At 56.4% G+C, this 25944-nt stretch carries 19 protein-coding genes and 2 rRNA genes; 8 read left to right on the plus strand and 13 right to left on the minus strand.

The window, feature by feature from the left end:
- Positions 1-288: 288 nt before the first annotated feature.
- Both EAV92_RS16860 and EAV92_RS16865 read right to left on the minus strand, forming a co-directional pair.
- Positions 289-3219, minus strand: a 23S ribosomal RNA gene (locus EAV92_RS16860).
- Between the two features lie 213 nt (positions 3220-3432).
- Positions 3433-4985 (minus strand): 16S ribosomal RNA (locus EAV92_RS16865).
- Together the 16S and 23S rRNA genes form the textbook arrangement of a ribosomal RNA operon.
- Positions 4986-5403: 418 nt before the next feature.
- Between EAV92_RS16865 and EAV92_RS16870 the strand changes: the two genes are divergently transcribed.
- Positions 5404-5808 (plus strand): DUF4395 domain-containing protein, encoded by a 405-nt coding sequence (locus EAV92_RS16870; protein ID WP_338134377.1) that lies wholly within the window; start codon positions 5404-5406, stop codon positions 5806-5808.
- A 66-nt stretch (positions 5809-5874) separates the two neighbouring features.
- On the opposite strand, the gene ligA is transcribed toward EAV92_RS16870, so the two are convergent.
- Positions 5875-7893: an NAD-dependent DNA ligase LigA gene (gene ligA, locus EAV92_RS16875; protein WP_123042168.1), complete on the minus strand. Its 2019-nt coding sequence runs from the start codon at positions 7891-7893 to the stop codon at positions 5875-5877.
- Between the two features lie 182 nt (positions 7894-8075).
- On the opposite strand from ligA, the gene EAV92_RS16880 reads away from it, so the two are divergent.
- The gene (locus EAV92_RS16880) at positions 8076-8423 is read left to right on the plus strand and encodes a hypothetical protein (RefSeq protein ID WP_123042169.1); all 348 of its coding nucleotides are present in this window, start codon (positions 8076-8078) and stop codon (positions 8421-8423) included.
- A 66-nt stretch (positions 8424-8489) separates the two neighbouring features.
- On the opposite strand, the gene pcrA is transcribed toward EAV92_RS16880, so the two are convergent.
- The 4 genes from pcrA to galU all read right to left on the minus strand — a co-directional run bounded on the left by pcrA (position 8490) and on the right by galU (position 13541).
- Positions 8490-10859, minus strand: coding sequence for a DNA helicase PcrA (gene pcrA / locus EAV92_RS16885; RefSeq protein ID WP_123042170.1), 2370 nt, complete (start codon positions 10857-10859; stop codon positions 8490-8492).
- Between the two features lie 18 nt (positions 10860-10877).
- Positions 10878-11576 carry a heptaprenylglyceryl phosphate synthase gene (pcrB, locus tag EAV92_RS16890; protein ID WP_123042171.1) on the minus strand — a complete coding sequence of 233 codons (699 nt, stop codon included), beginning with the start codon at positions 11574-11576 and terminating at the stop codon, positions 10878-10880.
- 328 nt (positions 11577-11904) lie between these two features.
- Positions 11905-12567, minus strand: coding sequence for a hypothetical protein (locus EAV92_RS16895; protein WP_123042172.1), 663 nt, complete (start codon positions 12565-12567; stop codon positions 11905-11907).
- A 95-nt stretch (positions 12568-12662) separates the two neighbouring features.
- Positions 12663-13541, minus strand: coding sequence for a UTP--glucose-1-phosphate uridylyltransferase GalU (gene galU / locus EAV92_RS16900; RefSeq protein ID WP_123042173.1), 879 nt, complete (start codon positions 13539-13541; stop codon positions 12663-12665).
- Positions 13542-13638: 97 nt separating this feature from the next.
- Here galU and EAV92_RS16905 point away from each other — a divergent pair, with 97 nt between their 5' ends.
- Genes EAV92_RS16905 through EAV92_RS16920 form a run of 4 tightly spaced genes read left to right on the plus strand, consistent with a single transcriptional unit; the run spans position 13639 to position 15889 of the window.
- Entirely contained in the window at positions 13639-14115 is a 477-nt protein-coding gene (locus EAV92_RS16905; protein ID WP_123042174.1) for a hypothetical protein, read from the plus strand.
- A 9-nt stretch (positions 14116-14124) separates the two neighbouring features.
- Positions 14125-14631: a hypothetical protein gene (locus tag EAV92_RS16910; RefSeq protein ID WP_123042175.1), complete on the plus strand. Its 507-nt coding sequence runs from the start codon at positions 14125-14127 to the stop codon at positions 14629-14631.
- Entirely contained in the window at positions 14628-15416 is a 789-nt protein-coding gene (locus tag EAV92_RS16915) for a hypothetical protein (RefSeq protein WP_123042176.1), read from the plus strand. The genes EAV92_RS16910 and EAV92_RS16915 overlap by 4 nt, the downstream gene beginning before the upstream one ends.
- Positions 15407-15889 carry a hypothetical protein gene (locus EAV92_RS16920; protein ID WP_123042177.1) on the plus strand — a complete coding sequence of 161 codons (483 nt, stop codon included), beginning with the start codon at positions 15407-15409 and terminating at the stop codon, positions 15887-15889. The genes EAV92_RS16915 and EAV92_RS16920 overlap by 10 nt, the downstream gene beginning before the upstream one ends.
- 59 nt (positions 15890-15948) lie before the next feature.
- Here EAV92_RS16920 and EAV92_RS16925 read toward each other — a convergent pair whose 3' ends face one another.
- From EAV92_RS16925 to EAV92_RS16940, 4 genes are all read right to left on the minus strand, one after another.
- Complete coding sequence (locus EAV92_RS16925) at positions 15949-18468, minus strand: U32 family peptidase (protein WP_123042178.1); 2520 nt, start codon at positions 18466-18468, stop codon at positions 15949-15951.
- A 165-nt stretch (positions 18469-18633) separates the two neighbouring features.
- A complete protein-coding gene (locus EAV92_RS16930; RefSeq protein ID WP_123042179.1) occupies positions 18634-20538 on the minus strand; it encodes a stalk domain-containing protein in 1905 nt (634 codons plus the stop codon).
- Between the two features lie 30 nt (positions 20539-20568).
- Positions 20569-21696: a S1C family serine protease gene (locus tag EAV92_RS16935; protein ID WP_241158298.1), complete on the minus strand. Its 1128-nt coding sequence runs from the start codon at positions 21694-21696 to the stop codon at positions 20569-20571.
- A gap of 169 nt (positions 21697-21865) precedes the next feature.
- On the minus strand, positions 21866-22075 hold the full coding sequence (locus EAV92_RS16940) for a hypothetical protein (RefSeq protein WP_123042180.1): 210 nt from the start codon (positions 22073-22075) through the stop codon (positions 21866-21868).
- Positions 22076-22323: 248 nt separating this feature from the next.
- Here EAV92_RS16940 and EAV92_RS16945 point away from each other — a divergent pair, with 248 nt between their 5' ends.
- A complete protein-coding gene (locus tag EAV92_RS16945) occupies positions 22324-22866 on the plus strand; it encodes a hypothetical protein (protein WP_164472819.1) in 543 nt (180 codons plus the stop codon).
- Positions 22863-23030 carry a hypothetical protein gene (locus EAV92_RS24590; protein ID WP_164472820.1) on the plus strand — a complete coding sequence of 56 codons (168 nt, stop codon included), beginning with the start codon at positions 22863-22865 and terminating at the stop codon, positions 23028-23030. The genes EAV92_RS16945 and EAV92_RS24590 overlap by 4 nt, the downstream gene beginning before the upstream one ends.
- Before the next feature lie 46 nt (positions 23031-23076).
- On the opposite strand, the gene EAV92_RS16950 is transcribed toward EAV92_RS24590, so the two are convergent.
- Both EAV92_RS16950 and EAV92_RS16955 read right to left on the minus strand, forming a co-directional pair.
- Entirely contained in the window at positions 23077-23856 is a 780-nt protein-coding gene (locus EAV92_RS16950; protein WP_123042182.1) for a DUF817 domain-containing protein, read from the minus strand.
- Between the two features lie 8 nt (positions 23857-23864).
- Positions 23865-25907, minus strand: coding sequence for a LuxR C-terminal-related transcriptional regulator (locus tag EAV92_RS16955; RefSeq protein ID WP_123042183.1), 2043 nt, complete (start codon positions 25905-25907; stop codon positions 23865-23867).
- Between the last annotated feature and the right edge of the window lie 37 nt (positions 25908-25944).

Below are 25944 nucleotides of genomic sequence, written 5' to 3' on the forward strand. Positions count from 1 at the left end.
GCTTCCCCTCCTTTCGAGAACGATCTGACTTTGACTTTCTTTGACTTTAACCACATTATACGACTTTCGTCCGCCGTTGCCAAGTGGTGGGCCGACGGCCGGCTTTCCTGGATTATAGTATGAAAAATTTCCGCTGTTTTTACACCGTACCGATGACCGGAAACGCAAAAAAGCACTTTAACGTCGTTAACGTTAAAGTGCCTTAACGGTTTGCGGGTTTACACCCTGAAAACCGGATAGCGAAACGTGAAAGCAGTGCTGAAGAAACAATCACCTGTGTTAACTGCGTAGGATAAGCCCTCGACCGATTAGTACCCGTCAGCTGCACGCGTTGCCGCGCTTCCACCCCGGGCCTATCAACCTGGTGTTCTTCCAGGGGTCTTACATACTGGGAAATCTCATCTTGAGGCGGGCTTCGCGCTTAGATGCTTTCAGCGCTTATCCCTCCCGCACTTGGCTACCCAGCGGTGCTCCTGGCGGAACAACTGGTACACCAGCGGTGCGTCCATCCCGGTCCTCTCGTACTAAGGACAGCCCCTCTCAAATTTCCTACGCCCGCGACAGATAGGGACCGAACTGTCTCACGACGTTCTGAACCCAGCTCGCGTACCGCTTTAATGGGCGAACAGCCCAACCCTTGGGACCTACTTCAGCCCCAGGATGCGATGAGCCGACATCGAGGTGCCAAACCTCCCCGTCGATGTGGACTCTTGGGGGAGATAAGCCTGTTATCCCCAGGGTAGCTTTTATCCGTTGAGCGATGGCCCTTCCATTCGGTACCACCGGATCACTAAGCCCGACTTTCGTCCCTGCTCGACTTGTTGGTCTCGCAGTCAAGCTCCCTTATGCCTTTGCACTCTTCGCGCGATTTCCAACCGCGCTGAGGGAACCTTGGGGCGCCTCCGTTACTTTTTAGGAGGCGACCGCCCCAGTCAAACTGCCCGCCTGACACGGTCCCTTCACCGGATTCACGGTGACAGGTTAGAACTCCGATACGATCAGGGTGGTATCCCAACGTCGCCTCCACCGAAGCTGGCGCTCCGGCTTCCTAGGCTCCCACCTATCCTGTACAGACCGTACCAAAGTCCAATATCAAGCTGCAGTAAAGCTCCATGGGGTCTTTCCGTCACGTCGCGGGTAACCTGCATCTTCACAGGTACTAAAATTTCACCGGATCTCTCGTTGAGACAGCGCCCAAGATCGTTACGCCATTCGTGCGGGTCAGAATTTACCTGACAAGGAATTTCGCTACCTTAGGACCGTTATAGTTACGGCCGCCGTTTACTGGGGCTTCGGTTCACAGCTTCGGGTTGCCCCTAACCGCTCCCCTTAACCTTCCAGCACCGGGCAGGCGTCAGCCCGTATACTTCGCCTTACGGCTTCGCACAGACCTGTGTTTTTGCTAAACAGTCGCTTGGGCCTCTTCACTGCGGCCCCCTCGCGCTATTCACGCTACCGGGGCACCCCTTCTCCCGAAGTTACGGGGTCATTTTGCCGAGTTCCTTAACGAGAGTTCTTCCGCGCGCCTTAGAATTTTCATCTCGCCTACCTGTGTCGGTTTACGGTACGGGCACCTTCGCCTGGCTAGAGGCTTTTCTCGGCAGCGTGAGCACAAGACCTTCGGTACTGCAATTTTCCCTCCCCATCACAGCTCAAGGTTATAGTGTGCGGATTTGCCTGCACACACCCCTCACTGCTTGGACGAGCTATTCCATCAGCTCGCGTCCTTGCCCTCCTGCGTCCCCCCATCGCTCGTAACGGCTTACGGTGGTACAGGAATTTCAACCTGTTGTCCTTCGACTACGCCTTTCGGCCTCGCCTTAGGTCCCGACTTACCCTGGGCGGACGAACCTTCCCCAGGAACCCTTAGGCTTTCGGCGGACAAGATTCTCACTTGTCTTTTCGTTACTCATACCGGCATTCTCACTTGTATGCAGTCCACCAGTCCTTCCGGTCTGACTTCAACCCGCATACAACGCTCCCCTACCCAAGACACCTAAGTGTCATGCCATAGCTTCGGTGGTGTGTTTAGCCCCGTTACATTTTCGGCGCAGAGTCACTCGACCAGTGAGCTATTACGCACTCTTTAAATGGTGGCTGCTTCTAAGCCAACATCCTGGTTGTCTTCGCAACTCCACATCCTTTCCCACTTAACACACACTTGGGGACCTTAGCTGATGATCTGGGCTCTTTCCCTCTTGACGACGGATCTTAGCACTCGCCGTCTGACTCCCGAGTATACATCCATGGCATTCGGAGTTTGACTGGACTTGGTAACCCTTGGCGGGCCCCGCACCCAATCAGTGCTCTACCTCCATGATGCTAAACCTCGAGGCTAGCCCTAAAGCTATTTCGGGGAGAACCAGCTATCTCCGAGTTCGATTGGAATTTCTCCCCTACCCCCACGTCATCCCAGAGCTTTTCAACGCTCACGAGTTCGGGCCTCCAGTGCGTATTACCGCACCTTCACCCTGCACAGGGGTAGATCACACGGTTTCGGGTCTACGACCACGTACTTAAGCGCCCTATTCAGACTCGGTTTCCCTTCGGCTCCGCCTCTACAGCTTAACCTTGCACGTGAACGTAACTCGCCGGTTCATTCTACAAAAGGCACGCCATCACCCATTAATCGGGCTCTGACTTCTTGTAAGCGCACGGTTTCAGGTTCTTTTTCACTCCGCTCCCGCGGTGCTTTTCACCTTTCCCTCACGGTACTGCTTCACTATCGGTCGCCAGGGAGTATTTAGCCTTGGCAGATGGTCCTGCCGGATTCCCACGGGGTTTCACGTGTCCCGCGGTACTCGGGATCCGTCTCGGAGAGAACAGGCTTTTGGCTACAGGGCTCTTACCTTCTATAGCGGGACTTTCCAGTCCTCTTCGCCTAACCTGCTCTTTTATCACTCCATGTGAGACGTCCCACAACCCCAGGGAGCAAGCTCCCTGGTTTGGGCTAATCCGCTTTCGCTCGCCGCTACTGACGGAATCACTCTTGTTTTCTTCTCCTCCAGGTACTTAGATGTTTCAGTTCCCTGGGTGTGCCTCTTCATGAGCTATGGATTCACTCATGAGTAACTGCGCATTACCGCAGCTGGGTTTCCCCATTCGGAGATCCCCGGATCAACGCCCACTTACGGCTCCCCGAGGCATATCGCTGTTCGTCGCGTCCTTCATCGGCTCCTGGCGCCTAGGCATCCACCGTGCGCCCTTATTAGCTTAACCTTGCTGTGGATCCTGAGATCCGCAGTTGCAGTCAAGACACAAGGTGCTTGATGTTTTCTTCAGCGCATTGCTTTCGTTTCGCTATCCAGTTTTCAAGGTGCAAGTTGAGATGAGTGATGCTTGCGCATTGCTCTCTCAAAACTGAACTCGAGCGTAATACGTGCCACTCTGCCGAAGCAGCTGTGGACTTTAATGCCCCGAAGGGCTCCTTAGAAAGGAGGTGATCCAGCCGCACCTTCCGATACGGCTACCTTGTTACGACTTCACCCCAATCATCTACCCCACCTTCGACGGCTGGCTCCTTGCGGTTACCCCACCGGCTTCGGGTGTTGTAAACTCTCGTGGTGTGACGGGCGGTGTGTACAAGACCCGGGAACGTATTCACCGCGGCATGCTGATCCGCGATTACTAGCAATTCCGACTTCATGCAGGCGAGTTGCAGCCTGCAATCCGAACTGAGACCGGCTTTGCTGGGATTGGCTCCGCCTCGCGGCTTCGCGACCCGTTGTACCGGCCATTGTAGTACGTGTGTAGCCCAGGTCATAAGGGGCATGATGATTTGACGTCATCCCCGCCTTCCTCCGGTTTGTCACCGGCAGTCAGCCTAGAGTGCCCACCTTTACGTGCTGGCAACTAAGCTCAAGGGTTGCGCTCGTTGCGGGACTTAACCCAACATCTCACGACACGAGCTGACGACAACCATGCACCACCTGTCTCCCCTGTCCCGAAGGCCGCCTCCATCTCTGGAGGATTCAGGGGGATGTCAAGACCTGGTAAGGTTCTTCGCGTTGCTTCGAATTAAACCACATACTCCACTGCTTGTGCGGGTCCCCGTCAATTCCTTTGAGTTTCAGTCTTGCGACCGTACTCCCCAGGCGGAGTGCTTAATGTGTTAACTTCGGCACCGAGGGGTGGACCCCCCCGACACCTAGCACTCATCGTTTACGGCGTGGACTACCAGGGTATCTAATCCTGTTTGCTCCCCACGCTTTCGCGCCTCAGCGTCAGTTACAGTCCAGAGAGCCGCCTTCGCCACTGGTGTTCCTCCACATCTCTACGCATTTCACCGCTACACGTGGAATTCCGCTCTCCTCTTCTGCACTCAAGTCTCCCAGTTTCCAGTGCATCACGGGGTTGAGCCCCGCACTTAGACACCAGACTTAAGAAACCGCCTGCGCGCGCTTTACGCCCAATAATTCCGGACAACGCTTGCCCCCTACGTATTACCGCGGCTGCTGGCACGTAGTTAGCCGGGGCTTTCTTCTCAGGTACCGTCACCCAGGGAGCAGTTACTCTCCCTGGCGTTCTTCCCTGGCAACAGAGCTTTACGACCCGAAGGCCTTCCTCACTCACGCGGCGTTGCTCCATCAGACTTGCGTCCATTGTGGAAGATTCCCTACTGCTGCCTCCCGTAGGAGTCTGGGCCGTGTCTCAGTCCCAGTGTGGCCGTTCACCCTCTCAGGTCGGCTACGCATCGTCGCCTTGGTGGGCCGTTACCTCACCAACTAGCTAATGCGCCGCAGGCCCATCCATAAGCCACAGCTTGCGCCGTGTTTCCCAGCAAGGTCATGCGACCTCGCTGCGTATCCGGTCTTAGCATTCGTTTCCGAATGTTATCCCGGTCTTATGGGCAGGTTGCCTACGTGTTACTCACCCGTCCGCCGCTAACCTCATCGGGAGCAAGCTCCCTCAGAGATCCGCTCGACTTGCATGTATTAGGCACGCCGCCAGCGTTCGTCCTGAGCCAGGATCAAACTCTCCATAAAGGTGAAACCTTATTGAAGAACCTTGAAGGCTCAAAAGTTAAAGCTGGTTTGTTGAGCCGAAGCTCAACCGTATTACGCTCGATGTTCAGTTTTCAAGGAGCAATTCAGCTCGGCATCCGGCGTTACCCGTGCCTTGCTTCGTTTGCTTGCTTGCCGGCAGCGCCGACAGCAACTAACTTTATCAGCTTCTGCCTTCGAAGTCAACCGCCATTTTCAGGCAATCTATTTCGTCGCTCGCCGATCGGCCTTGCCGGCCGCCGTCCCTCTCGGGCGGAACAATAATGTACCATGGCCGGGCAGCTTGCTTCAATACTCAAAAACTGGAATAAATGCGGCACTCTCCATCTTGCAATTGTAATATCTATCGGTTAACTTGGAATTATAGCGTCATTCATTTCGACAACGGAGGTGTGTTGCCTTGGAAATTCCCATGCCTTACGTGAAAGCCAATCAAACCGGCATCGTTCTGTTCGTCATCGCTTCCTACCTGATTTCGCCTTGGATCTTGGCCGCCTTGTGGTTGATTCAAATCGTCGGTCTCTTAACCGGAGGCCGCTATAATCTGTTCGTCCGTATCGCTAAGCCGTTCTTGCGCACGGCCGGCAAAGAAACGCAAGCGGCCGAGCTGACCCGTTTCAACAACTCCCTGGCAGTCATCTTTCTCACCTTGGCCGTGCTTTCCGTCGCTTTAGGCTGGACGGTCGGAGGTTACGTGTTCTCCGCGATGCTTCTGGCAGCGGCCACTGCAGCCCTGCTCGGTTATTGCATCGGCTGCACGGTTTACTTCCAATACAAGCAATTCCGAGCTCGCCGAGCCCACTAAACCGAACCCATCCATGAATAAACGCCCGCGGAACCTTCATTCCGGCGGGCGTTTTTTCTTATTCCGTTATTCCAACCCGAGCAGCTTCGCCATCTCGTCTTCGTCCTCGATGACGGCGATCCCGAGTTCCCGGGCTTTGGTGAGCTTGCTTCCCGCGCTTTCGCCGGCGAAGACGTAATCCGTCTTCTTCGATACGCTGCCGGACACCTTGGCTCCGAGCGCTTCCAGGCGTTTGCTCGCCTCGTCGCGTCCCATCCGGGATAAGGTCCCGGTCAGCACGACCGTTTTGCCGAACAGCGGATGGCTCGCATCGGCCGAGGTTGCAGCAGGACGCGCGGCTTCGGCTTTGACGCCGGCGGCGCGCATCCGGGCAATGCTTTCCCGCATGAGCGGATCGCGGAAGAATCCGGCGATGCTTTCGGCGACGATGCCGCCGACGTCCGGTAAACCGATCAGTTCGTCCGCTTCGGCAGCCATCAGCTTATCCAGGTCTCCGTAATGCTCCGCCAACGTTTTGGCCGTAGCCTTGCCCGTATTGGGAATGCCGAGCGCGTTCAGGAACGCCGCGAGCTCGCGCGTTTTGGACTTCTCGATGGAGTCCAGCAGGTTCGCCGCTTTCTTTTCCCCGAACCGGGTCAAGCCGCGAAGCTGGTCCAGCGTCAGCTCATACAGGTCCGCCGGATCCCGAACGCCGAGCTCCTCGTACAGCTGTTCCGCGGTCTTCCCGCTGAACGTCTCAATATCCATGCAGTCACGCGAAGCGAAATGCGTGATGCGCCCTACGGTTTGCGGCTTGCAGCCCAATTTGTTGTTGCAGAACAGGTGCGCGCCCCTCATCTCAAGCGGCGCGCCGCATCCCGGACAGTGGTCCGGCGCCTCGATCGTGCCGCCTTCCTCCTCATCCGCTTTGCCGAGAATCTCCGGAATGACGTCATTCGAGCGGCGGATGAAGACGCGGGTGCCGAGCGCGTGCTTCAGGTTTTTGCGTTCGATGTCGCCGATGTTGTTCAGCGTGCAGTTCTGAACGGTGACTCCGGCAAGCTCGACGGGTTCCACCCGTGCAAGCGGCGTGATTTTACCCGTACGGCCGACTTCCCAGGAGACCGACTGCAGCACCGTCGTCGTTTCTTCCGCTTCGAACTTGTAGGCGACGGCCCACCGCGGGAATTTGTCGGTATACCCGAGCGCTTCGCGGGTGCGCATGTCGGCGATTTTCACGACCGCGCCGTCGATCAGGTAGTCAAGGCTCGCGCGTTCCGAAGCGATGCGTTCGAGCTCCGTCTCCAGCGCTTGGATCGAGGTGAACGACTTCACGTAGGGATTGACCGGGAAGCCGTTGCGGCGCAGGAAATCGAGCATTTCGCGATGATCGGTGAACGAAATCCCGTCCGCATAGCCGACGTTATAGAAGAAGGCGTCCAGCTTCCGCGAAGCGGTAATCCGCGGATCCAGGTTGCGCAACGCTCCCGCCGCGGCGTTCCGGGCGTTTTTGAGCGGCTCGACTGCCGTCTCGTTGTACGCGTGAAGAACGGAAAGCCGCATGATGCCTTCCCCTTGCACTTCGATCGTCCCATCATGGAAATCGATCGTGAGCGGAACCGTGCGGATCGTGCGGAGCTGCGGCAGGATGCCTTCGCCCACTTCCCCGTTGCCCCTCGTGGCGGCTTGTATCAATCGGCCGTTCTCGTACGTCAGGTTCAACGTCAACCCGTCGAACTTCATCTCGAGCGTAAATTCCGGATCCGGCAAAGGATTTTGCGGATTACGCGCGTTATAATCGGCGATCAGGCGGCCTGCCCTTGCTGCCCAAGCCGTCAGATCGTCCATATTTTGCGCTTTGTCGAGGCTCCACAACCGGGACAGATGCCGGTGAGGCTGGAATCCTTTGAGAATCTCGCCGCCAACCCGGTGAGTCGGGGAATCCGGCATTATGGTGCCCGTCTCCCGCTCCAAGCGGGAAAGTTCGTCGTACAAGACGTCATATTCTTTATCGCTGATCGTGGGGTTGTCTTCGGTGTAATACTGGCGGGCGTACACGTTCAATTCCGCCACCAATTCGCGCATCCGATCCATCGGTTCCGTCATGGAATTTCCGGCCTCTCTTTATTCAAATATAGTGCGGGAAACCCCGTCGTTGCGCCATTTTCGGCCCATGTAACCCTAGTCTATGCCAGCCTATTCCAGCTGTCAAATCCGTGATTCACGCCTCTGGAATCCGTGTAAATTTTGTTAAGCGGTCACAAATTCGACACAAGGAGGTGAGCCGCATGGAAAAAGAACGCTATTACGTTTCCGTCTCCGCCCATACGATTACGAAAGAGCCCTCGGTCAACGACCAACTCACGGTTTTGGCGACGGATCAGGAACGCGACCATTTGGAGACTCTGTTTCAAAAAGAAGGCCATGCCGACGACGTGACCCATTTGCGTGCGGTCATTCCGTTCAAGTCCGCGGATCACGATCCTGCGACCAAACGATATAATGCCGATCTGATCGACATTTACCGCTATATCTACAAAATCGGGACCGAGGAGACGAAAAAGCACATCGAGTACATGGACATCATCCGTGACTTGAAAAACAGCGACTACTCGCACCCCGGCTACATTCACTAAAGCGGTCCGCGGCGAAAAAAACCTCTGTTCTCTCTGCCTGTCAGAGAAAACGGAGGTTTCGTCGTTTTATATCTTCGTAACGGGAGCAAACGCAGCAAGCAGGCGTTTGACGCCGACCGGCGCGGGGAACGCGATCTGCAGCTCCATTTCGTTGCCCGTTCCTTTGACGGCGACGACGGTGCCGACGCCCCATTTGGCGTGCTGCACCTTATCGCCGGCCGCAACGCTGAGCCCGTCGCCGCTTCCGGCCGGTTTCGGCATCGCCGGTGCGGGACGCGCCGCCGGCGAGGATCCTGCTGCGGCCGCAGAGGCCGCCGATCCGAATCCCGTTCCCGCGGCCGGTCGCGCGCCGAAGCCGCCTCCGGAAAATCCGCCTCCGCGTGAGCCAAATCCGTTGCCGCCCGAGCTGCCGCCCAGCCGATTCGCATAGCCGCCGTAGGACCCGAGACGGCCGCCCGGAGAGACGGATTCCTTCAACTTCTCCGGAATCTCCTCCAAAAACCGCGAAGGAGCATTGCTGTTCGTCCGGCCATACAGCAGCCGCATTCGGGCGCAGGTCAAATAAAGCTTCTGCTCCGCCCGGGTGATGCCTACGTACGCGAGACGCCGCTCTTCCTCCATCTCGTCGTTGTCGAGGAACGCCCGGCTGCCCGGGAATACTCCTTCCTCCATGCCCACGATGAACACCACGGGGAACTCCAGCCCTTTGGCGCTGTGCATCGTCATGAGGACGACCGCGTCGGTCGCATCCTCGTCCTCTTGATTGTTCATCGAGTCGATATCGGCGATCAGCGCCAAATCGGTCAGGAAAGCGACAAGCGATTTGTCGTCGCTGCGCTTCTCGAATTCCTGCGTAACGGACAGGAATTCGTCGATGTTCTCCAACCGGGATTTGGATTCCAGCGTATTCTCGCGTTGAAGCTCCAACCGGTACCCGGTCATCTCCAGCATTTTTTCGGTCAATTCGGTCACGGACAGGTACTCGACCATCTGGGTCAGATTCGCGATCAGATCCTTGAATTCGTACAAAGCCGCCCTTGCGCGGGACGTGATGTCCAGCTCGTGCAAACTTTCGCTCAGCAGCCGATAAGACGAGATGCCGTAGCGCTGCGCCTCTTCCTGGATTTTATCCATCGTCGTGTCGCCGATGCCGCGCTTGGGAACATTGACGATCCGCAGCAGGCTGATGTCGTCGTCCGGGTTGGAGATGAGCCGCAAGTAACCGAGAATGTCCTTGATCTCTTTGCGGTCATAGAACTTGATGCCGCCGACGATCTGGTACGGAATTTCCGACTTGATCAAAATTTCCTCGATCACGCGGGACTGGGCGTTCGTCCGGTACAAAATCGCGTGGTCGCCGTAACGGCGGTGGTTCTGGCGGTTTTTGCGAATCTCTCCGGCTACGAAGTAGCCTTCCTCGTGCTCCGAATCGCCTTGGTAGACGATGATTTTGTCCCCGCCGTCCTTGTCCGTCCACAGGTTCTTGGCTTTGCGGCCCAGGTTGTTCTTGATGACCGAGTTGGCGGCGTCGAGAATCGTGGAGGTCGACCGGTAGTTCTGTTCGAGCAGGATCGTCTTGGCTTCGGGATAGTCCGACTCGAAGTTGAGAATGTTCGTGATGTCGGCGCCGCGCCAGCGGTAGATCGACTGGTCGCTGTCGCCGACGACGCAAATGTTATGGTGCTTATCGGCGAGCAATTTGCAAAGCATGTACTGCGCGCGGTTCGTATCCTGGTATTCGTCTACGTGAATATAGCGGAATTTGTTTTGATAGAAAGCCAGCACGTCCGGAACGTCCTGAAACAGCTGGATCGTCGACATGATCAGGTCGTCGAAGTCGAGCGAGTTGTTGCTTTTGAGTCTCCTCTGGTACTGCTTGTACACCTTCGCGACGATCGTCTGAAAATAATCCCCTTGCCGCTGCTCGAACTTCTCCGGCGTCAGCAGCTCGTTCTTCGCGCCGCTGATCGCCGCCTGCACGGCTTTCGGCTCGAATTTCTTCGTGTCGATGTTCTGGTCTTTCATCACGTTGCGGATGACGGAAAGCTGGTCGGTCGAATCCAAAATGCTGAAATTGGACGTGAAGCCGATCCGTTCGATGTCCTTGCGGAGTATCCGGACACACATGGAATGGAACGTGCTTACCCAAATGTCGCGGCCGGAAGGCCCGACGAGCTTGGAGACGCGCTCCTGCATCTCACGTGCGGCTTTGTTGGTGAAGGTGATCGCCAAAATGCTCCACGGCGCCGCGATGCGTTTGCCGATGAGGTAACCGATCCGATGGGTCAGTACGCGGGTTTTGCCGCTTCCCGCTCCCGCCATGATGAGCAGGGGGCCTTCGGTCGCGACCGCGGCTTCCCTCTGCCTCGGATTCAGTTTGTTAACCGCTGCATCTATGTCGATTCCGTCTTGCTGGGGAACTTGTTCAAAAAACATAGTTAAAAACTCCTTTTATCAGGATGAACCTTTAACGGCATGAACCGTCTCGAGCGCTGCGGCCAGATCGGAGTAGACGACGTTGCCGACCACGACCGTCCGGGCCGCTTCCGCCGCTTGACGCGCTTTGTCCGGGCCGTCGATGCCGCCGCCGTAAAACAGATGAGCCTGACGCAAACTTGAGGAGATCCGCTGAAGCAACGCCATATCGCCGAAGGTACCGCTGTACTCCACGTACAGAACCGGGACGTTCCACAGCCGGTCGGCCACTTGGCTGTAGGCGACAGCTTGGTCCTCGTTGAGTGAGGTGGTCGCTTCCGTGACGCGGGCGACGGTGGAGTCTGGGTTGAGCACCAAATACGCTTCCCCGACCACGGATTCCCACGGTATTAGGTGCCCAAAGGTTTTCAATGCTTCGGCATGATGCCCGATGATCCACTCCGGGTTGGCCGCGTTCAGCACCATCGGAACGAAATAGCCGTCGAAGCCGGGAACGCCGACGGACGCGTCCGACAATTCAAGCGCGCACGGCAGCTCGTATCGGCGAACACGCGAAAGCAGTTCCACCGTATTATCGAAAGTAACGCCGCTCGACCCGCCGACCAGGATGGCGTCCGTGCCCGACAGGCAAATCGCCTCGAGCGCCTCGTCGCCGATGTCCCGGTCCGGATCGAGCTTGAACACATGTCTCCAACCGCTGTAAAAAGAGGGAACCATGAAGCCTCCGCCTGACGTTTACCCCTAGTCTACAGGAATTCAACCATACTTCCAAGAACCTAAACCTGCATACTATTTACAGTGAGAGTTTCTCGCTTTGCAGAACCCAAAACCCGTAGCGGCGCACTCCAACGGGAGTTTCTCCCTCTACAGCAACTCAAAAACGCGAAAGCCGCACTCCAACGGGAGTTTCTCCCTTTGCAGCAACTCAGAACCGCGAAAGCCGCGCTCCAACGGGAGTTTCTCCCTCTGCAGCACCTCAAAACCGCGAAAGCCGCGCTCCAACGGGAGTTTCTCCCTCTGCTAATTGAACATCAGTCAGATCCTCTTAAAAGTGACGGAAGGCCCCCTCCTCCAACACATAATAATGAATTCTTCTGCTTCCCTGTCCGATCGGCTTGACCAACTTCATGTCCACCAGCTTCCGAATGATGGTACGGCATGGTTTCTCCGTCATTCCCAGACATCTGCATACATCCTCCAGGCGAAAAGGCCGGTTCAAGCGTGAAACGTATCTTAAGACTTCCCTTTCATATACGGTGATCTCCCGGTTCATCCCGACCATCGGCGCCACAGTTCTCCCAAACAATTCGTAAATCGCACGTCTGCATAGATCGCCCCGCTTGTCCAGTTCATCCCAACTGAACGGGAGGAAGCCATATCCGAGCAATGCAATCGTTCGAATCCGCATCTTCTCAAAAGAAAACCGGTCCCGGGTGATCATCTCGGCATGAACCGCAAAACCCTCGGTCTCCGAAATACAATTGGCCTGAGAGATAAACACGTCGCCGTAAATCCGAACCCCAGTCTGGCTCACCATCTCATGCTCCAACACCAGTCCCTCGAACGACTTCAGAACCGGCCAAACCGCAACCTCCAGCAGTTTTTTCGTTCCCGTCATGTCCTTCTTCAACATTTCCAATCGCTGGCCCTTCGCCCCGCGCTGCTGCTGCAACAAAAACGCCTCGAACTCACTCTCGAATCCCCGCATGCCCCTTAACCCCTCTCCGCCAAAATAAAAACGCCGCCCGTCCCCGAAAGGAGACAAGCGGCGTATGCTTTACGCGCGCGTGCAATCGCAACAAGCTATTCAGCTTCGTTCAGCTTGGCCGTCAGGTAGCTCCGCACCGCGTCCTTCAAATCCTGGCGCTCGAGCGCGAAGTCGATGATCGTCTTCAAGTAGCCGAGCTTCTCGCCCGTGTCGTACCGGGTACCCTCGAAGTGGTAGGCAAAGACCGGCTCGTCCTGCAGCAAGCGCGAGATCGCGTCGGTCAGCTGGATTTCGCCGCCCGCTCCGGTGTTTTGCGTTTCCAGCAGATCGAAAATCGCCGGCGTCAAAATATATCGGCCCATGACCGCGACGTTCGACGGCGCCTGTTCCTTCGCCGGTTTCTCCACGACGCCCTGCACCCGAAGCACGCCCTCTTCCACGACACCCGGGGCCGGATCCACGATCCCGTAGCGCGATACTTCGCGATCCGAAACGTTCTGAACCGCCAGAATCGACCCCTGCACCCGGTCGTACACGTCCATCATCTGCTTCAGGCACGGAACGTCCGACTGCACGATGTCGTCCCCGAGCAGGACGGCGAACGGCTCGCTGCCGATGAATTTGCGGGCGCACCAGATCGCATGGCCGAGCCCTTTGGGTTCCTTTTGACGGATATAGTGTATGTCCGTCAACTCGGTCGCCTTGCGGACTTCCGACAACAGTTCCAGCTTCCCCTGCCGTCCCAAAATCTGCTCCAGTTCGTAATAGCTGTCGAAATGATCCTCGATCGCGCGTTTGCCCTTCCCCGTCACGATCAGGATATCTTCGATGCCGGATGCCACCGCTTCTTCCACGATATATTGGATGGCGGGTTTATCGATGATCGGCAGCATTTCCTTCGGCATGGCTTTGGTCGCCGGCAGAAAGCGCGTGCCGAGCCCCGCCGCGGGAATGATGGCCTTGCGAATCTTCATGGACGTTCGTCCCCCTCTTCATCCCCTTATTATAGGACGAACTGCCTTAAGGTGTAAAATTCCGTTTCCGGCAGATACTGAGGAGAGCACGTCCACCTTGCTTGGGTTGGTGAACGCTTTGGCCGTTTTTCTTTTCTGCCTGCTGGCTGCCCTCTCCATTGCGGCTTTCGCGGCTCTTCCGAACAAGCTCCCGACCATGGATAACCTGTTTCTTTACTTCGCCATATTTATCGTGGAACGAAGCCTTTTCACCATTTTAAGCCTCGACCTCCAACGCCTCGTGCTCAACGACCGCTTGGATCTCTATATTTGCGGATTGGTCGGCCGGGCGATCACCTTTCCCATCTTGCTCCTGCTATTCGTGAACCTCTTCCACGAGGGCCGGACCGCGTTGACCCGCTGGTTAGGCTCGCTGTCCGTCCTGGCGGCGTTAAATGTCGTTCTCTGGCTGGGTCACAATTGGGGAATCGCCAAATACGCAAACTGGACCTCTCTCGATACGTTCTTGCTTTTTCTGCTGCTCATGCTGGTCTCCTTGGCCTTGAAGCGCGGGTACCAACTCATCACCCAATAGGAGTTTGCCATGCGGAACTTGGTATACGACCATCGGTTTAACGCCAACGAATGGTTCGTCATATTGCTCTTGATTGCCGGACTAGCCGTAACTTTCTCGCTGCCGCGCCGGTTCCCCATGAAGCAGTCGGCCGTTTTTTTCATTTTCGGGCTGTTCGGCGGCTTATTCCTGGATCATACGATCTCGGTTTACCCCATCGACTTTTACGACGTCAACGACGCTTCCCGTTACGAATGGATGGACTTTCTCACGTATCTGATGTACAGCCCATTCTCCTATTTGTACGCTTACTGTCTGGATAAATGGAAGATCAGACCCGCCCACGTGCCCCTGTATATCATTGCTTGGGGGCTGATCTCGACGGGTCTGGAGGGATTGGCTGTCCTGGCCGGCGTTTTTCATTACAAAAACGGATACGGGATTTTCTTTTCCTTCCCCATCTACTTGATTATGAACAGCTTTTACACGATGCTCCTGTATGCCATCCAAGGATTGCCGAGGAGGGAAAACGTGTGAACGGGCAGCCATCCGAACGGCGCTCCCGGGCTTACTTGTCCGCTTTGGGAACGACTCAACTCCATTTACGGAACCCTTGGATCATCGCATTTTTCTCGTTTTCTTTTCCCGGTTTCGGCTACCTCATGCTTGAAAGGTACCTTGTTGCGTTCATCTTCATCGGCTGGGAAGTGTTCATCAATACGAAATCCAATATCAATGCAGGGATTCTGTACACCTTACTGGGTGATTTCGAGCGGGCAAAACAACTCCTCGACGAAAGGTGGTTAATTTTATATGTAAGCATATATTTATATAATATTTGGGACAGCTACCGGTTGACCGTGGACCTCAACAAGCAGTACCTGCTCGCCGACAGGGAAGACACTCCCCTGAGAGCCTTTAAATTCGCCTCAACCGACATCAATTTCCTGGACAAGAAGAACCCCGTGTTGGCTTTGGTTTGGTCCGTGCTGGCGCCTGGGGTCGGCCACTTGTACGTGCACAAGGTGATTACCGGTTTTTTCATTTTCGGGGCCACCATCTCCCTCATCGTGATGTCGAACATCCCGCTGGCCATCCAATATACCGCCACAGGACATTTCGAGCTTGCCAAAAAGGTGTTGAACATGCAATGGACCTTATATTTGCCCTCGATGTTCGCCTTCATCTATTACGACGCTTACATCTCGGCGGTAGAGCTGAACAAGCTGTTCGAAAAAGAGCAATCCAAATACTTGAGGCAGCGTTACCAGGACCCCGCTTTTCCCATGCCTCTGCCGGACGGTGAATCGCCATGTACGTAATCGCCACATTCGAGCAATCGATTTTCCTGGAGCTGGCCATTACGGCTTTGGAGCAAAAAGGGATTCCGAAACAGCACATTCTGGCGGTACCTCTCGACAAGCGGAAGGAACCGCGTATGATCATGGATACGATTCACCGGGCCGACGGCCATTCGATGCTGGATTTGGCCGCGGTGCTCGGCACGGTGTTCATGCTGCTCGGCGCCATCTACGGGTTCGTGCTGGCCTGGGGGCCCATCCTGTGGGGCATCATCGGAGCTTGCTTCGGGTTGATCCTCGGTTTCTTGATCAAGTACGCCGTCGTGAGAAAAAAGATGGGCAAGTTCGGCGGCGATCCGAAAAAAATCACCTCGGAAGCGGTACTCATCATCGCGTGCGACGAAGGCAAATGGGAGACGGTCGAAGCCCTGCTTTGGGACAACACGGCGCTCGGGGTGTCCCGGTACCACCCTCGCCAATCGGGATCGAAATAAAAAACGGATAGGGTTCTCGAGTGCGCCGGCACCTGAGACCTCTATCCGTTTTCGTTTCTTTATTTCTTGATCAATTGCCCGCGCGTGACGCCGAGCTGGTTAATGGCTTTCAGCTTGCGCCACACCTCCGAGCCGCCGATCCGACCGTCGATCGCGGAACGGTACAGCGTGAGCACCTCGCGGACCTTGTCCGCGTTTTCCTCCAAAAATTCCACCCGGTACGACCGGACGCCCAAATCGAGGAACGTGTCCAAATATTCCGAGCCCGACTGCTCGATGGCGTTGTATACCGTGTTGCGGCAGCCTTCGTCCACCCGCACCGGATGCGACATGCCGATCCGGTCCTGCAGGGACGCGCGTTTCTGCTCGCATGGGCGTCCGCAGTTCGTGTAGTCGGTCCCTTCGCTCATGAACGTGCAGTACACGCAGTGCTCGGTATGGAACATCGGCATGTGCTGGTGGATGACGACCTCCAACCGGGACGTATCCGTCCGGCTCAGCATGTCGTACATCTGCTGGATGTTCAAGTCGTAGGAAGGCGTAACCCAATCCAACCCGGCTTCCCGGAACAGATTGACCGTTTTGTGGTTGGCGACGTTCAGCGAGAAATCGCCGATCAACTGCGGATGGTCCGCATCCGGGTTCTCCATCCGTTCCTTCAAGTAGAAGTAAAGCGCGCCCGTGTTGCGGACAAGCACGGCATCCGGCTTCAGCTTGAGGATATTCCGATGGTAGCCGTTCTCGCCCGGCATGTGGATGCGGGGCGTCGCGAGAGCGATCGGCTTGCCCGCCTCGCGGCAAGCGGCGATGGCGTCCGGGAACTGCTTGATGAACTCGAAATCGGCGTAGATCATGGCCGCGTCGGTTTTCACCGCGGCTTGTACTTGTTCGAGGTTCCGGCACAGCACCGTCAGCCGGACGTCGTCCGCTTCCGGACGGTCAGCGGGCGTACCGGCGTCCGCGAATTCGTCGACGGCGTGCTTCACGTAAACCGGCGGTTGTTCCCGCAGCCGTTCCAGTTGCTCCGCGGCTTCCCGCCGCATCCGGTTCAGTTCCCGCATCGGAACAATGACGTCCCCTTTAAGCGAAACGTCCAGCCGCTCGAGATGGAACAGCGTTCCGCCCAGACGTCCGAGCTGCTCGCTCAGCACTTCATGGCCGAGAGGGCGCTTCTCCGCCCGCTCCAGCGGCATTTCGGATTCTACCGCCACGGTCGTGCCTTTGGCGGTGTCGGTCCAGATCGTGCGCATCGGCGAGCCTTCCTGGCCGAACACCGACACGGCCACGCCGAATGTACGATAAGGCTTCTCCGTCTCGAACGTCGAGCGGAGACGGCGGTCCAGTGCCGGATCGCTCGTCTTCCAGATGCGGTCGCCTTCATGCACCCGGGTCAGGTCGACGTCGTTGCGTCCGCAGACGATTTCGATGCGGTCGCCTTCCGGGGCTTCCCCTTCCAGCTTCACGCCGCTTCGCCGGATATCGTAAACGCGCCCGCCCTCTTCCTTCTTCGTCGGATCCCCGGCGTCGAACACGATGCCGTCTCCCCGTTTCAGCGGAGCGTCGAGGCTGCAGACGACGCCGTCGCGAAGGATTTTCTCCACGCGTCCAAGGTAGACGCCGCGGCTCTTCGGAAACGTACCTTCGACGAGCTGCTTGTTGTTGGTGCCTTCCAGGAATCCATGCGTGAACCCGCGTGAGAAGCTTTGCTGAAGCTCCCGCATTTCTTCGCGGCTCGGATCGGATTCGTCGCCTTCGAAGTACTTATCGATCGCCTTGCGGTATTTGCTTACCACGTTCGCCACGTACTCCGGGCTTTTCAAGCGGCCTTCGATTTTGAACGAAGTGACGCCCGCTTGAATCAGTTCCGGCACAAGCTCGACGGCTGCGAGGTCCTTAGGCGACAGCAGGTAAGCGATGTCTCCCATAGGCTGATGAACGCCGTCCACCATCAGATCGTACGGCAAACGGCACGCCTGCGCGCATTCGCCCCGGTTCGCCGAGCGGCCGCCCCACATTTCGGAGGTGAGGCACTGGCCCGAATAGGAAACGCACAGCGCTCCGTGCACGAACACTTCCATCGGCAGCTTCGCTTGCTCGCCGATCTGCCGGATTTGCTTCAGGTTGTTTTCGCGGCCGAGCACGACCCGCTCCAGGTTCCATGGCTTCACGAACTCCACCGCTTCGGGTGACGTGATCGTCATTTGCGTCGAGCCGTGAATCGGGAAATCCGGGGAAATCTCGCGGATCATTCGCACCAAACCGAGGTCCTGCACGATCACCGCGTCCACGCCTGCGTCGATGCAAGCTTCTACAACCTTCCGCGCTTCGGGGAGCTCGTCCTCGAAGACGAGGATATTGAAGGTCAAGAAGCCCTTCACCCCATATCGGTGAAGAAACTTCATGATTTCCGGCAGCTCGTTGCTCTGGAAATTGTGGGCTCGAGCCCGGGCATTGAACTTCTCGACGCCGAAGAAAATCGCGTCCGCGCCGTTGGCCACGGCGGCACGCAGGCATTCCCAATCTCCGGCCGGAGCCAGCAGCTCCATATCTTCACGCCGCTTCGCGGCTAGGTCTGTCATTCTAAATACCTCCAAGAGCCGCTGTACGCGGCGTCATTACCGTTTAGTATACCAAACGCGAACCCGCGGGACCATGGGAAGCGGAACCTGTAGGGCTGCATAAAAAGGAAAACCACCATCGCGATCCGGCGTCCCGGCTGCGATGATGGTCTCCGTTCTATTCCGTTATCCGTTCAGGGTAAACGAGTTCATCGCCGTCTCCAGCTGCTTTTTGATGAAATCGGTGCCGTTGGCCAAATAATAAAGGCCTTCTACGACATAGACGGTTCCGTTATTTTCGAACATATAGGAGGTTTCCCGGTTCGGCGACTTATCCATGTTGGTGGTATCCTCGAGGACCAACTTGATCGCCGGTTTGCCGGCAAAAGTAACCCGAGTGTCTTCGACGATCTTGATTTTGTCTTTCCCCGAATACTTATCCAGAATCGATTGACGGGCTGCCTCCATCGTACTTTGCGGATCCGGGACATCGTACGCGAATACGGCGAAGCTGCCGCCGCTAAACCTGAAGCCCGTAACCTGCTGTTCCATGTCGGCGTTCAGCAGCAGCCAGTTTTTCGGTACCGTCACGCTGTATTTGTATTTGGTACTGGTCTTCACGGAAGTTTGGGTCAGATCCCGTATATCGTTCTCGTCCGGTATATTCCCGAAATTGTTCTCAATGACTTTAAAATCGACTTTCATCGTATTGAGGATCGACTGGAGCAACGGGAAATTGGCGTCCTTCTTGTTCACCGGATAAGCGAATTCCGTGTAGTACCGGTAGTTGCCTTGGATCGCGAAAATCTCGTACTCCTCCCACCACGTTTGGGTATCAAAGGAGTAGGACATCTTGAGCATTTTGGCCGGAATGCCGTTCCAGACGACATCGCTCTTCTCGGTCGGCTTGCGGTATTCCGTAATGAACGTCTGTTCAAATTTCGCATTCCTGCGGTCGACCCATGCATCTACCGTATCGCCGGCCACGAGAGAAGTGACGTCCATCCACAGATAGGCATCCTCGTCCTCCGTCGTCGCGTATGGAGTCGTGGAATCCGCGTCCATGCTCCATTCCTTCGGCAGTGAAACGGAAAAGCCGTACTCTTTGTTTGTCAGGGTTTTCGTTTGGCCGATGACTTTGGCCAGATTTTTCAGCGACTTGTCCGTGCTGTCGAAGATCGGCTTGAAGCTGTCCAGAATGCCGGTTTCTTTCCGCAGCTCCGCGATACTCGATGCCTTCTTCCCGTAAATGACGGCATAGAAATAGCCGTTGTACTGGAGCCCGCGGAATTCGTAGTAGAACCCGTCTTTCATCTTGGTCGTTATTTTTTCATACGGCCATACCGGGCCCGGAAGGCTTTGTTTATCTACGACCGTTTCGTCGCCTTCCAAGTGCTTGTAGAGCTCGGTGCGTTTATCTTCCGGGGACATCGGATCTTTCGCTGCCGTGACGAAAATCCCCAAGTAATACTCTTTTTTGATATCGCGGAAGATCAGGGTATCTCCATTATCGGATTGATAATCCTGAACCAAACCGGTCGGGTAGTTCATCGACCAGGAGTAGTAGCTGTCCCCGATCTTGGATTTGCCGGCGTCGCTGTCGATGACCGAACCCGCTCCCGGATTCGATCCGGCCGGGGCTGCCGCCACGGTGATCCGGATTTCCTTGGTCGAAGAAGCATATACGACTTTCGCTCCAAGACCTTCGATCACCTGGGTCGGAACCATCGTGACATTGTTTTTCGATACCGGGGCGGCGGGGAGCGTGATTTTCTTCCCGTCGAAGGTAGCGGATTTGCTGTCGATGGTGGCGACCACCGTATGCTTGAGATAGGTCAGCGTCATCGTTTTCGCGCCTTTAAGAGCCAGCTTGGCCCCGAGCGCTTTCGTAATGACGGCCAGAGGGACCATCGGCGTCTTTCCCGTCAGATAAGGGGCCGTAATGGTGGAGGCGGTGCCGTTCACCGTCATTTGTTTGCTTCCGATTTTGAGTTTAATGTCGAGAGTCGCCGCCTGCTCCGCTTGGGCGGGCAATGCGAACGCGAATAAAAGGGAGAGGATGAGGGCGAAAGCCACGATTTTGTTTTTCATCTTAAAGTCGGCACCTTCCGTTTTCTTGGGTTATTGAGCCAAACTTGCCGAGAGCGTCACTTCGCGGTTCACCAAATCCCCGTCGGACAACAGGGTGACCGTCACCTTCTGGTCAGGCAAATAAGCTTTCAGCAATTCATTGAGTTCCACCATCGTCGATACTTGTTTTCCGGCGACGGCATACAACTGATCGCCTACCCGGATGCCCGCCTTCTCGGCATTCGGTGACGACAGGGCCGTCACGGTCATCGGGTCTTCCGTCGGCAGTCCGATGACGGCCGACCAGCTTTCCTCCAGATCGATACCGAGGGAAGCCCGCTTTACTTTGCCGTATTTATAAAAATTGTTGAGAACATATTGCACGGTATCGGCCGGAATCGCGAAACCCATGCTGTCGATATCCACGTCCACGAACTTCATCGAATTGATGCCGATAATCTCGCCCTTCAGATTAAGAAGCGGGCCTCCGCTGTTGCCCGGATTGATGGCGGCGTCCGTCTGAAGCAGGTTGTAGTATGACGAGACCGAACGGTTCATGCCGCTCAAGACGCCGACCGTCGCGGTATTTCTCAGCGAGAATGAAACCGGCGTGCCAATGGCGATCACGGATTCTCCCACCTGTACCTTCAGCGGCGAGGGTGCGAATGTCGCCGGTTTCAGCCCTTTGGCATCGATCTTCACGAGAGCCAGATCGCTCGTGACGTCCATTTGTTTGCGCGTGCCTTCGAATTCCTTCCCGTCCGCGGTGACGACCACGATGCGCTTCATGTCCTGCACGACATGCGCGTTCGTCACGATCCAGCCGTCGCTTTTCACGATGACGCCCGTCCCGTGAGCGAGGGAAAAGCGATTGTCCGCGTTCGCGTCGTCCGGCTTGCCGATGATCGCCACGACCGAGGGAGATACGCGTTTCACGACTTCCGGCACCAAAGAATCCGGGTTGTACGTGTACTTCTTCGAAGATTTGTCATAGGTTCCGGTGCCGCCCAGCTGGGCGACCAACGAGGAAGCCTTGACGTAAACCTCTCCCTTAATGACCGTGGCATCCAGCGAAACGCCGCTGGATACGGCGGTCGCCGCGGAAACCGTGCTTCCTGCGGATAACGCCAGGGTCAAAAACAGGGCCGTGATGTATCTTCTGCGATGCCGTTTGATCAAATCGGGTCTCTCCAATCGGAAATTTTTTCTAATTCGAGCATTCTATAACTCTACCATATGTTACAAAAACCGGGAATAGCCTCTGAGGTTCGTCAAAAGAAAACATAAAAAAAAACGGGCCGCGGAAGCATCAAGCTCCCGGGCCCGTTTCGTCGCTTATATTCGCTTGTTACCAGCCGCTGATCATTTTAGCGTCCGCGACCACGAATATGATCAGGGCGACCACGGCAAATCCGATGGCGAACATGTTTTTGCGAGGCCGCGTCAGCAGCAGTCTCACTAAGCCGATTACGATCAGGATCGTAAACAGCACCATGAAGATGTCGAAAGTTTGGAAAGTGCTGGCCGATTCTGCCGCTTGTTCCGCCAGGTACGTCATGGTGGGACCTCCTTCAAGGAATCCGAAAATTTTCCGGTATCGCATACCTACCCATTCTTCATCTATGTTAGCTTTTGGGAGTGCGCCTTGCAAGTCCGAAGTTGCCGCCGTAACAACTTTGTCACAGTTGCTTATAAAATTTCCCTTTCCTCCGACATTTATAACCGCGTAAGCTCGGCGTGGATGGTTTAATCCCGATTTTTTGGCCCCATACTAACATGGAATCCAACAACTGGGAGGAACACGACATGCGTATTGTTCGATTGACGACTATGGCCGCCCTGTTCGGGTTGAGCCTGATCCTGGCGGTGCCTGCCGGCTCAGCCTTGGCCGCGCATCCCGAAGAAGGCCATCACCACCACGGCGGCGGCTCGTTCGATCGCCAACAGCCCGAAGCGGACTGGGCCGCATATCCGGCCGAATTTCAAAGCTACAAAAACCAGCTTGAGCAGCTGAAAGCCCAGCAGAAGGAGTTGTTCGTGCAGTTCAAGCAGCAGCGCGAGGCCATCCGGTCCGCTCATCAGAAGCTTCCCGAAGCGAAGCGCGAAGCGCTCAAGGCCGACGTGAAGGATCTGATCCTGGAGCTGAAAACGACGCGCAACAACATCCACACGCTCAGCGACCAGAAGAAGACCGCCTGGGAGCAATTCCGGAAGCATGCGGACGCCAAGCAATGGGAAGCGGCCAAAGCCGACATCCAAACGGTTATCGCACGCAAACAAGAGATCCTCGCCAAGCAGCGCACCATTTTGGAAACCCAGCAAAAGATCGTCGAGCGGATGAAAAAATGAGCCGGGACGAATACGAATTCGCCAACCTGCAGCCGGATGTCGTGGAAGAGATCAAGGTGACCGAACGCAGACTGTCCGAACGGACCGGCCTGCCGATTACCCTTATCGCCTACCGTTCCGACGCAGACGAGCCCGCTGACCCGACTGTCGGTCATCCGACTTGAATAGGAGAAGAAGGACGGAACCCCAAGGGACCGTCCTTCTTCATGTTTACGCCTCGGGTTCGCCTATGCGGCGTTTCAGGTCTTTCAATTGGACGACGATAATGACGCTGATGATGACGAGGAGAAACCATGAGTTCCATTTGCCCAAGTGCACAAGGCTCCATCTATCGGCTTGATGAGGATATTGGAAAGCCCCGAGCAGCGTCGAAATATTTTCGGCCACCCAGATGAAGAAAGCCACCAGCAAGAAGGAGAGCAGCAACGGCATTCGATAGTGATGGCCGTCCACCGTAAACCGAACCGTCGATTTCGGAAAAAGGAAAAACAGCGCGGCGATTAAAACCCAGCGCAAATCCGGCAAGAGGTGGTGCGTGAAAAAGTTCGCGTAAATGAGCACGGCCATCCCCGTCGTCAAGACGCCGTTCGGCCAATTCTCGAATCGCAGATCGAATCTCCGCCAAGCCTGGCAGATGTAGCTCGCTACGCTGGCGTACATGAAGCCGCTGTATAGGGGAACGCCATAGATTTTCGACCAGGCCTCGCCGGGGTATGACCAAGACCCCATCTGCACCTTAAACAACTCGAGGCCGAGCCCGATCAGGTGGAACATCGTAATGACCTTCAATTCGTCTTTCGTTTCGAGCCCGGAGATCAACATGCCGGCCTGGGCGATGATACAGATCAGTAAAATGAGGTCGTATCGGTGGAAGTACGGAATTTCGACGACCTTCGTGACGGCCATCGCGGCGAACAGGATCACCGGAAAAATGCAGCACAACGCCTGCTGCCAGGCGAATATCGTTAATCTTCGGATGAATAGCGCCATGCTTCCTCCTAACTCTTCCCCAGCATCCGCGCGGCAAGCTGCGTCCGGTTTTTCAGCCCGAACTTGGACAGCATCGCATTGACGTGTTTTTTGACGGCCGCTTCGCTAACGAATAATGCTCCGGCAATCTCCTGGTTCGTGTGCCCTTCCGCCAGCAGCCGGCCGACTTCCTTCTCCCGCTCCGTCAGTTCTTCGATGCCGGGGAAAGAAGCTGGGGATTGCGCCGGTTGCGCTTTCTGAAGTTCGGGCTCCCGGCCCACCATTTTCCGCAGAAATCCTTTCAGCCTCTCGCCCCTCGTATCCAGCCAGAAAGTGTGCGCCGGCTTCCCCGTTCCGTAGTCGTCATGCTCCGCTCCGGGCACCGTTTCGAAGCCGAAGCTCCGTTGCGCTTCTTCGTAGTAAGGGAGCGGCGGCGGAGACGCCAGGATCAGGCTGCCCGCAAGCACGTAATCGAACAGATGGGCCACGATATCCGACCGCAGCTGATCGCTCTCCAAATTTTCGACGTCCACCGAGTAAAGATACCAAGCTCTGCCTTGCTTGGCCGCTTCTTTCAATTGTTGAAGCCTCTCTCCCGAGAGAGAACCGAACAAAGACCGCGACACCGGGGCCGCAGAGAGGAACGCCCACGTGTTTTCCCGCACCGGCACGGCCGCGAAAGCTCCGATGACCCGGCCTTCTTCGCTTCGCAGCAACTGCACGGCGGATTCGGGCAAATCCCGCAAACCGCGCACGGAGAGGACCGACAAGCGGAGCAGGCTCTCCTCCGGCGTGAAATCGAACCGGTAAAGCTTCCCCGTGGCCGGATCGGAACAACGCACGTTCCACGCCCTCGGCTTGAGCTTTCTTCGCTCCAGGTACTGTTCGAATTCCGCCCGGTTGTCGCCGCTTAGCGGTTCCCGGTAATGCGGAGAAGTTCTGGCGTGGCGATAGTGAGCCCGCAAAATCGGATTCCCCGCAAAATGAAGCAGCTCGGACAAGTCCCTGGAGGTGTCCTCACCGCGGGCGATGCTTTCTTCTATTTTTCGTTCCCGATACTCGACCGCGCGTTGGCTGAAGAGATCGAACGTATCCGGCATCCGTTCCCGGAACGCCTTACGGAGCGTCTCCCAAACGATATCGTGAAGCTGCCATCCTCCCGCAGTGCGTCTCACGAAAGAAAGGCGGACCAGGCGTTCGAACAGGGTTAGGCGGACGGCTTTCCCCGCCATTTGCCCCAGCAGCTCCTGCTGGAACGTGCGGCTCACGGAAGCCGCGAACAGCCATTCGCGAAGCTCCTCGTCCGGCGCTTCGTCGAGCCAATGGCCGAGCATTGCCTCGAACGTCTGCCCCGTTCCGATCCGGGTAAGATCGGCCGGTTGCCCGGCTTCATCCGGCAACGGCGCCAGCAGGGACATCGCGAGCGGGTAGCCCAGCGTCCGCAGCCATACGGCATCGATCGCCGCCTCATCTTCCGTTCCCGCGTGGCGCAAGTACGCCCGGATGTCTTCGTACGTGAGCGCCGCCAGCGGCAAGCGGACGATCAGTCTTCGCCAAGCGGGCGAATGCCGCCAAGGACCTTCAAGGGAATAGCGTCCGGCGATGACGACCAGCACGTTGGAAGGCAGCTCCGGCAAAAACGTCGAGCGCAGCCAATGGTCCAGGCTTCCGGCCTCTTCGTAACCGTCCAGCACAAGAACGATCGTGCGCTTCCCCGCTTGAGTGCGGATCTCCCGGATGACTTGATGCTCCGCGGAAAGTTCGGCTTCTTCGACGTCCGCGGTGCCTAGCGCCTGTAACAAGATGCGGCAGAATACGCGGGGATCGTTGATCGCTTCCCCGATGCGAACCGAAACGGGCAGCGCCCCCAGCTCGCGGGCAATGTTGGCGAACCGGTCGAGCAGGTATGTCTTCCCCATCCCCGCCGTCCCGTGCACGTTGAGGATCCGTTCCGTTTTATCGTCCAAATCTTCGAGAAACCGCTTGAAATATTCCGTTTCGAAGGCTCGGCCGACGAAATGATCGTCCATGAACCTCTCCATCCGCTGCCCGATCGTCTGCAATCCGCCCAACCTCCGCTCTCCCTCGCAATTTACCTAAAAGTATACG

The sequence above is a fragment of the Cohnella candidum genome (assembly GCF_003713065.1).
In the GTDB taxonomy this organism is placed as follows: domain Bacteria; phylum Bacillota; class Bacilli; order Paenibacillales; family Paenibacillaceae; genus Cohnella; species Cohnella candidum.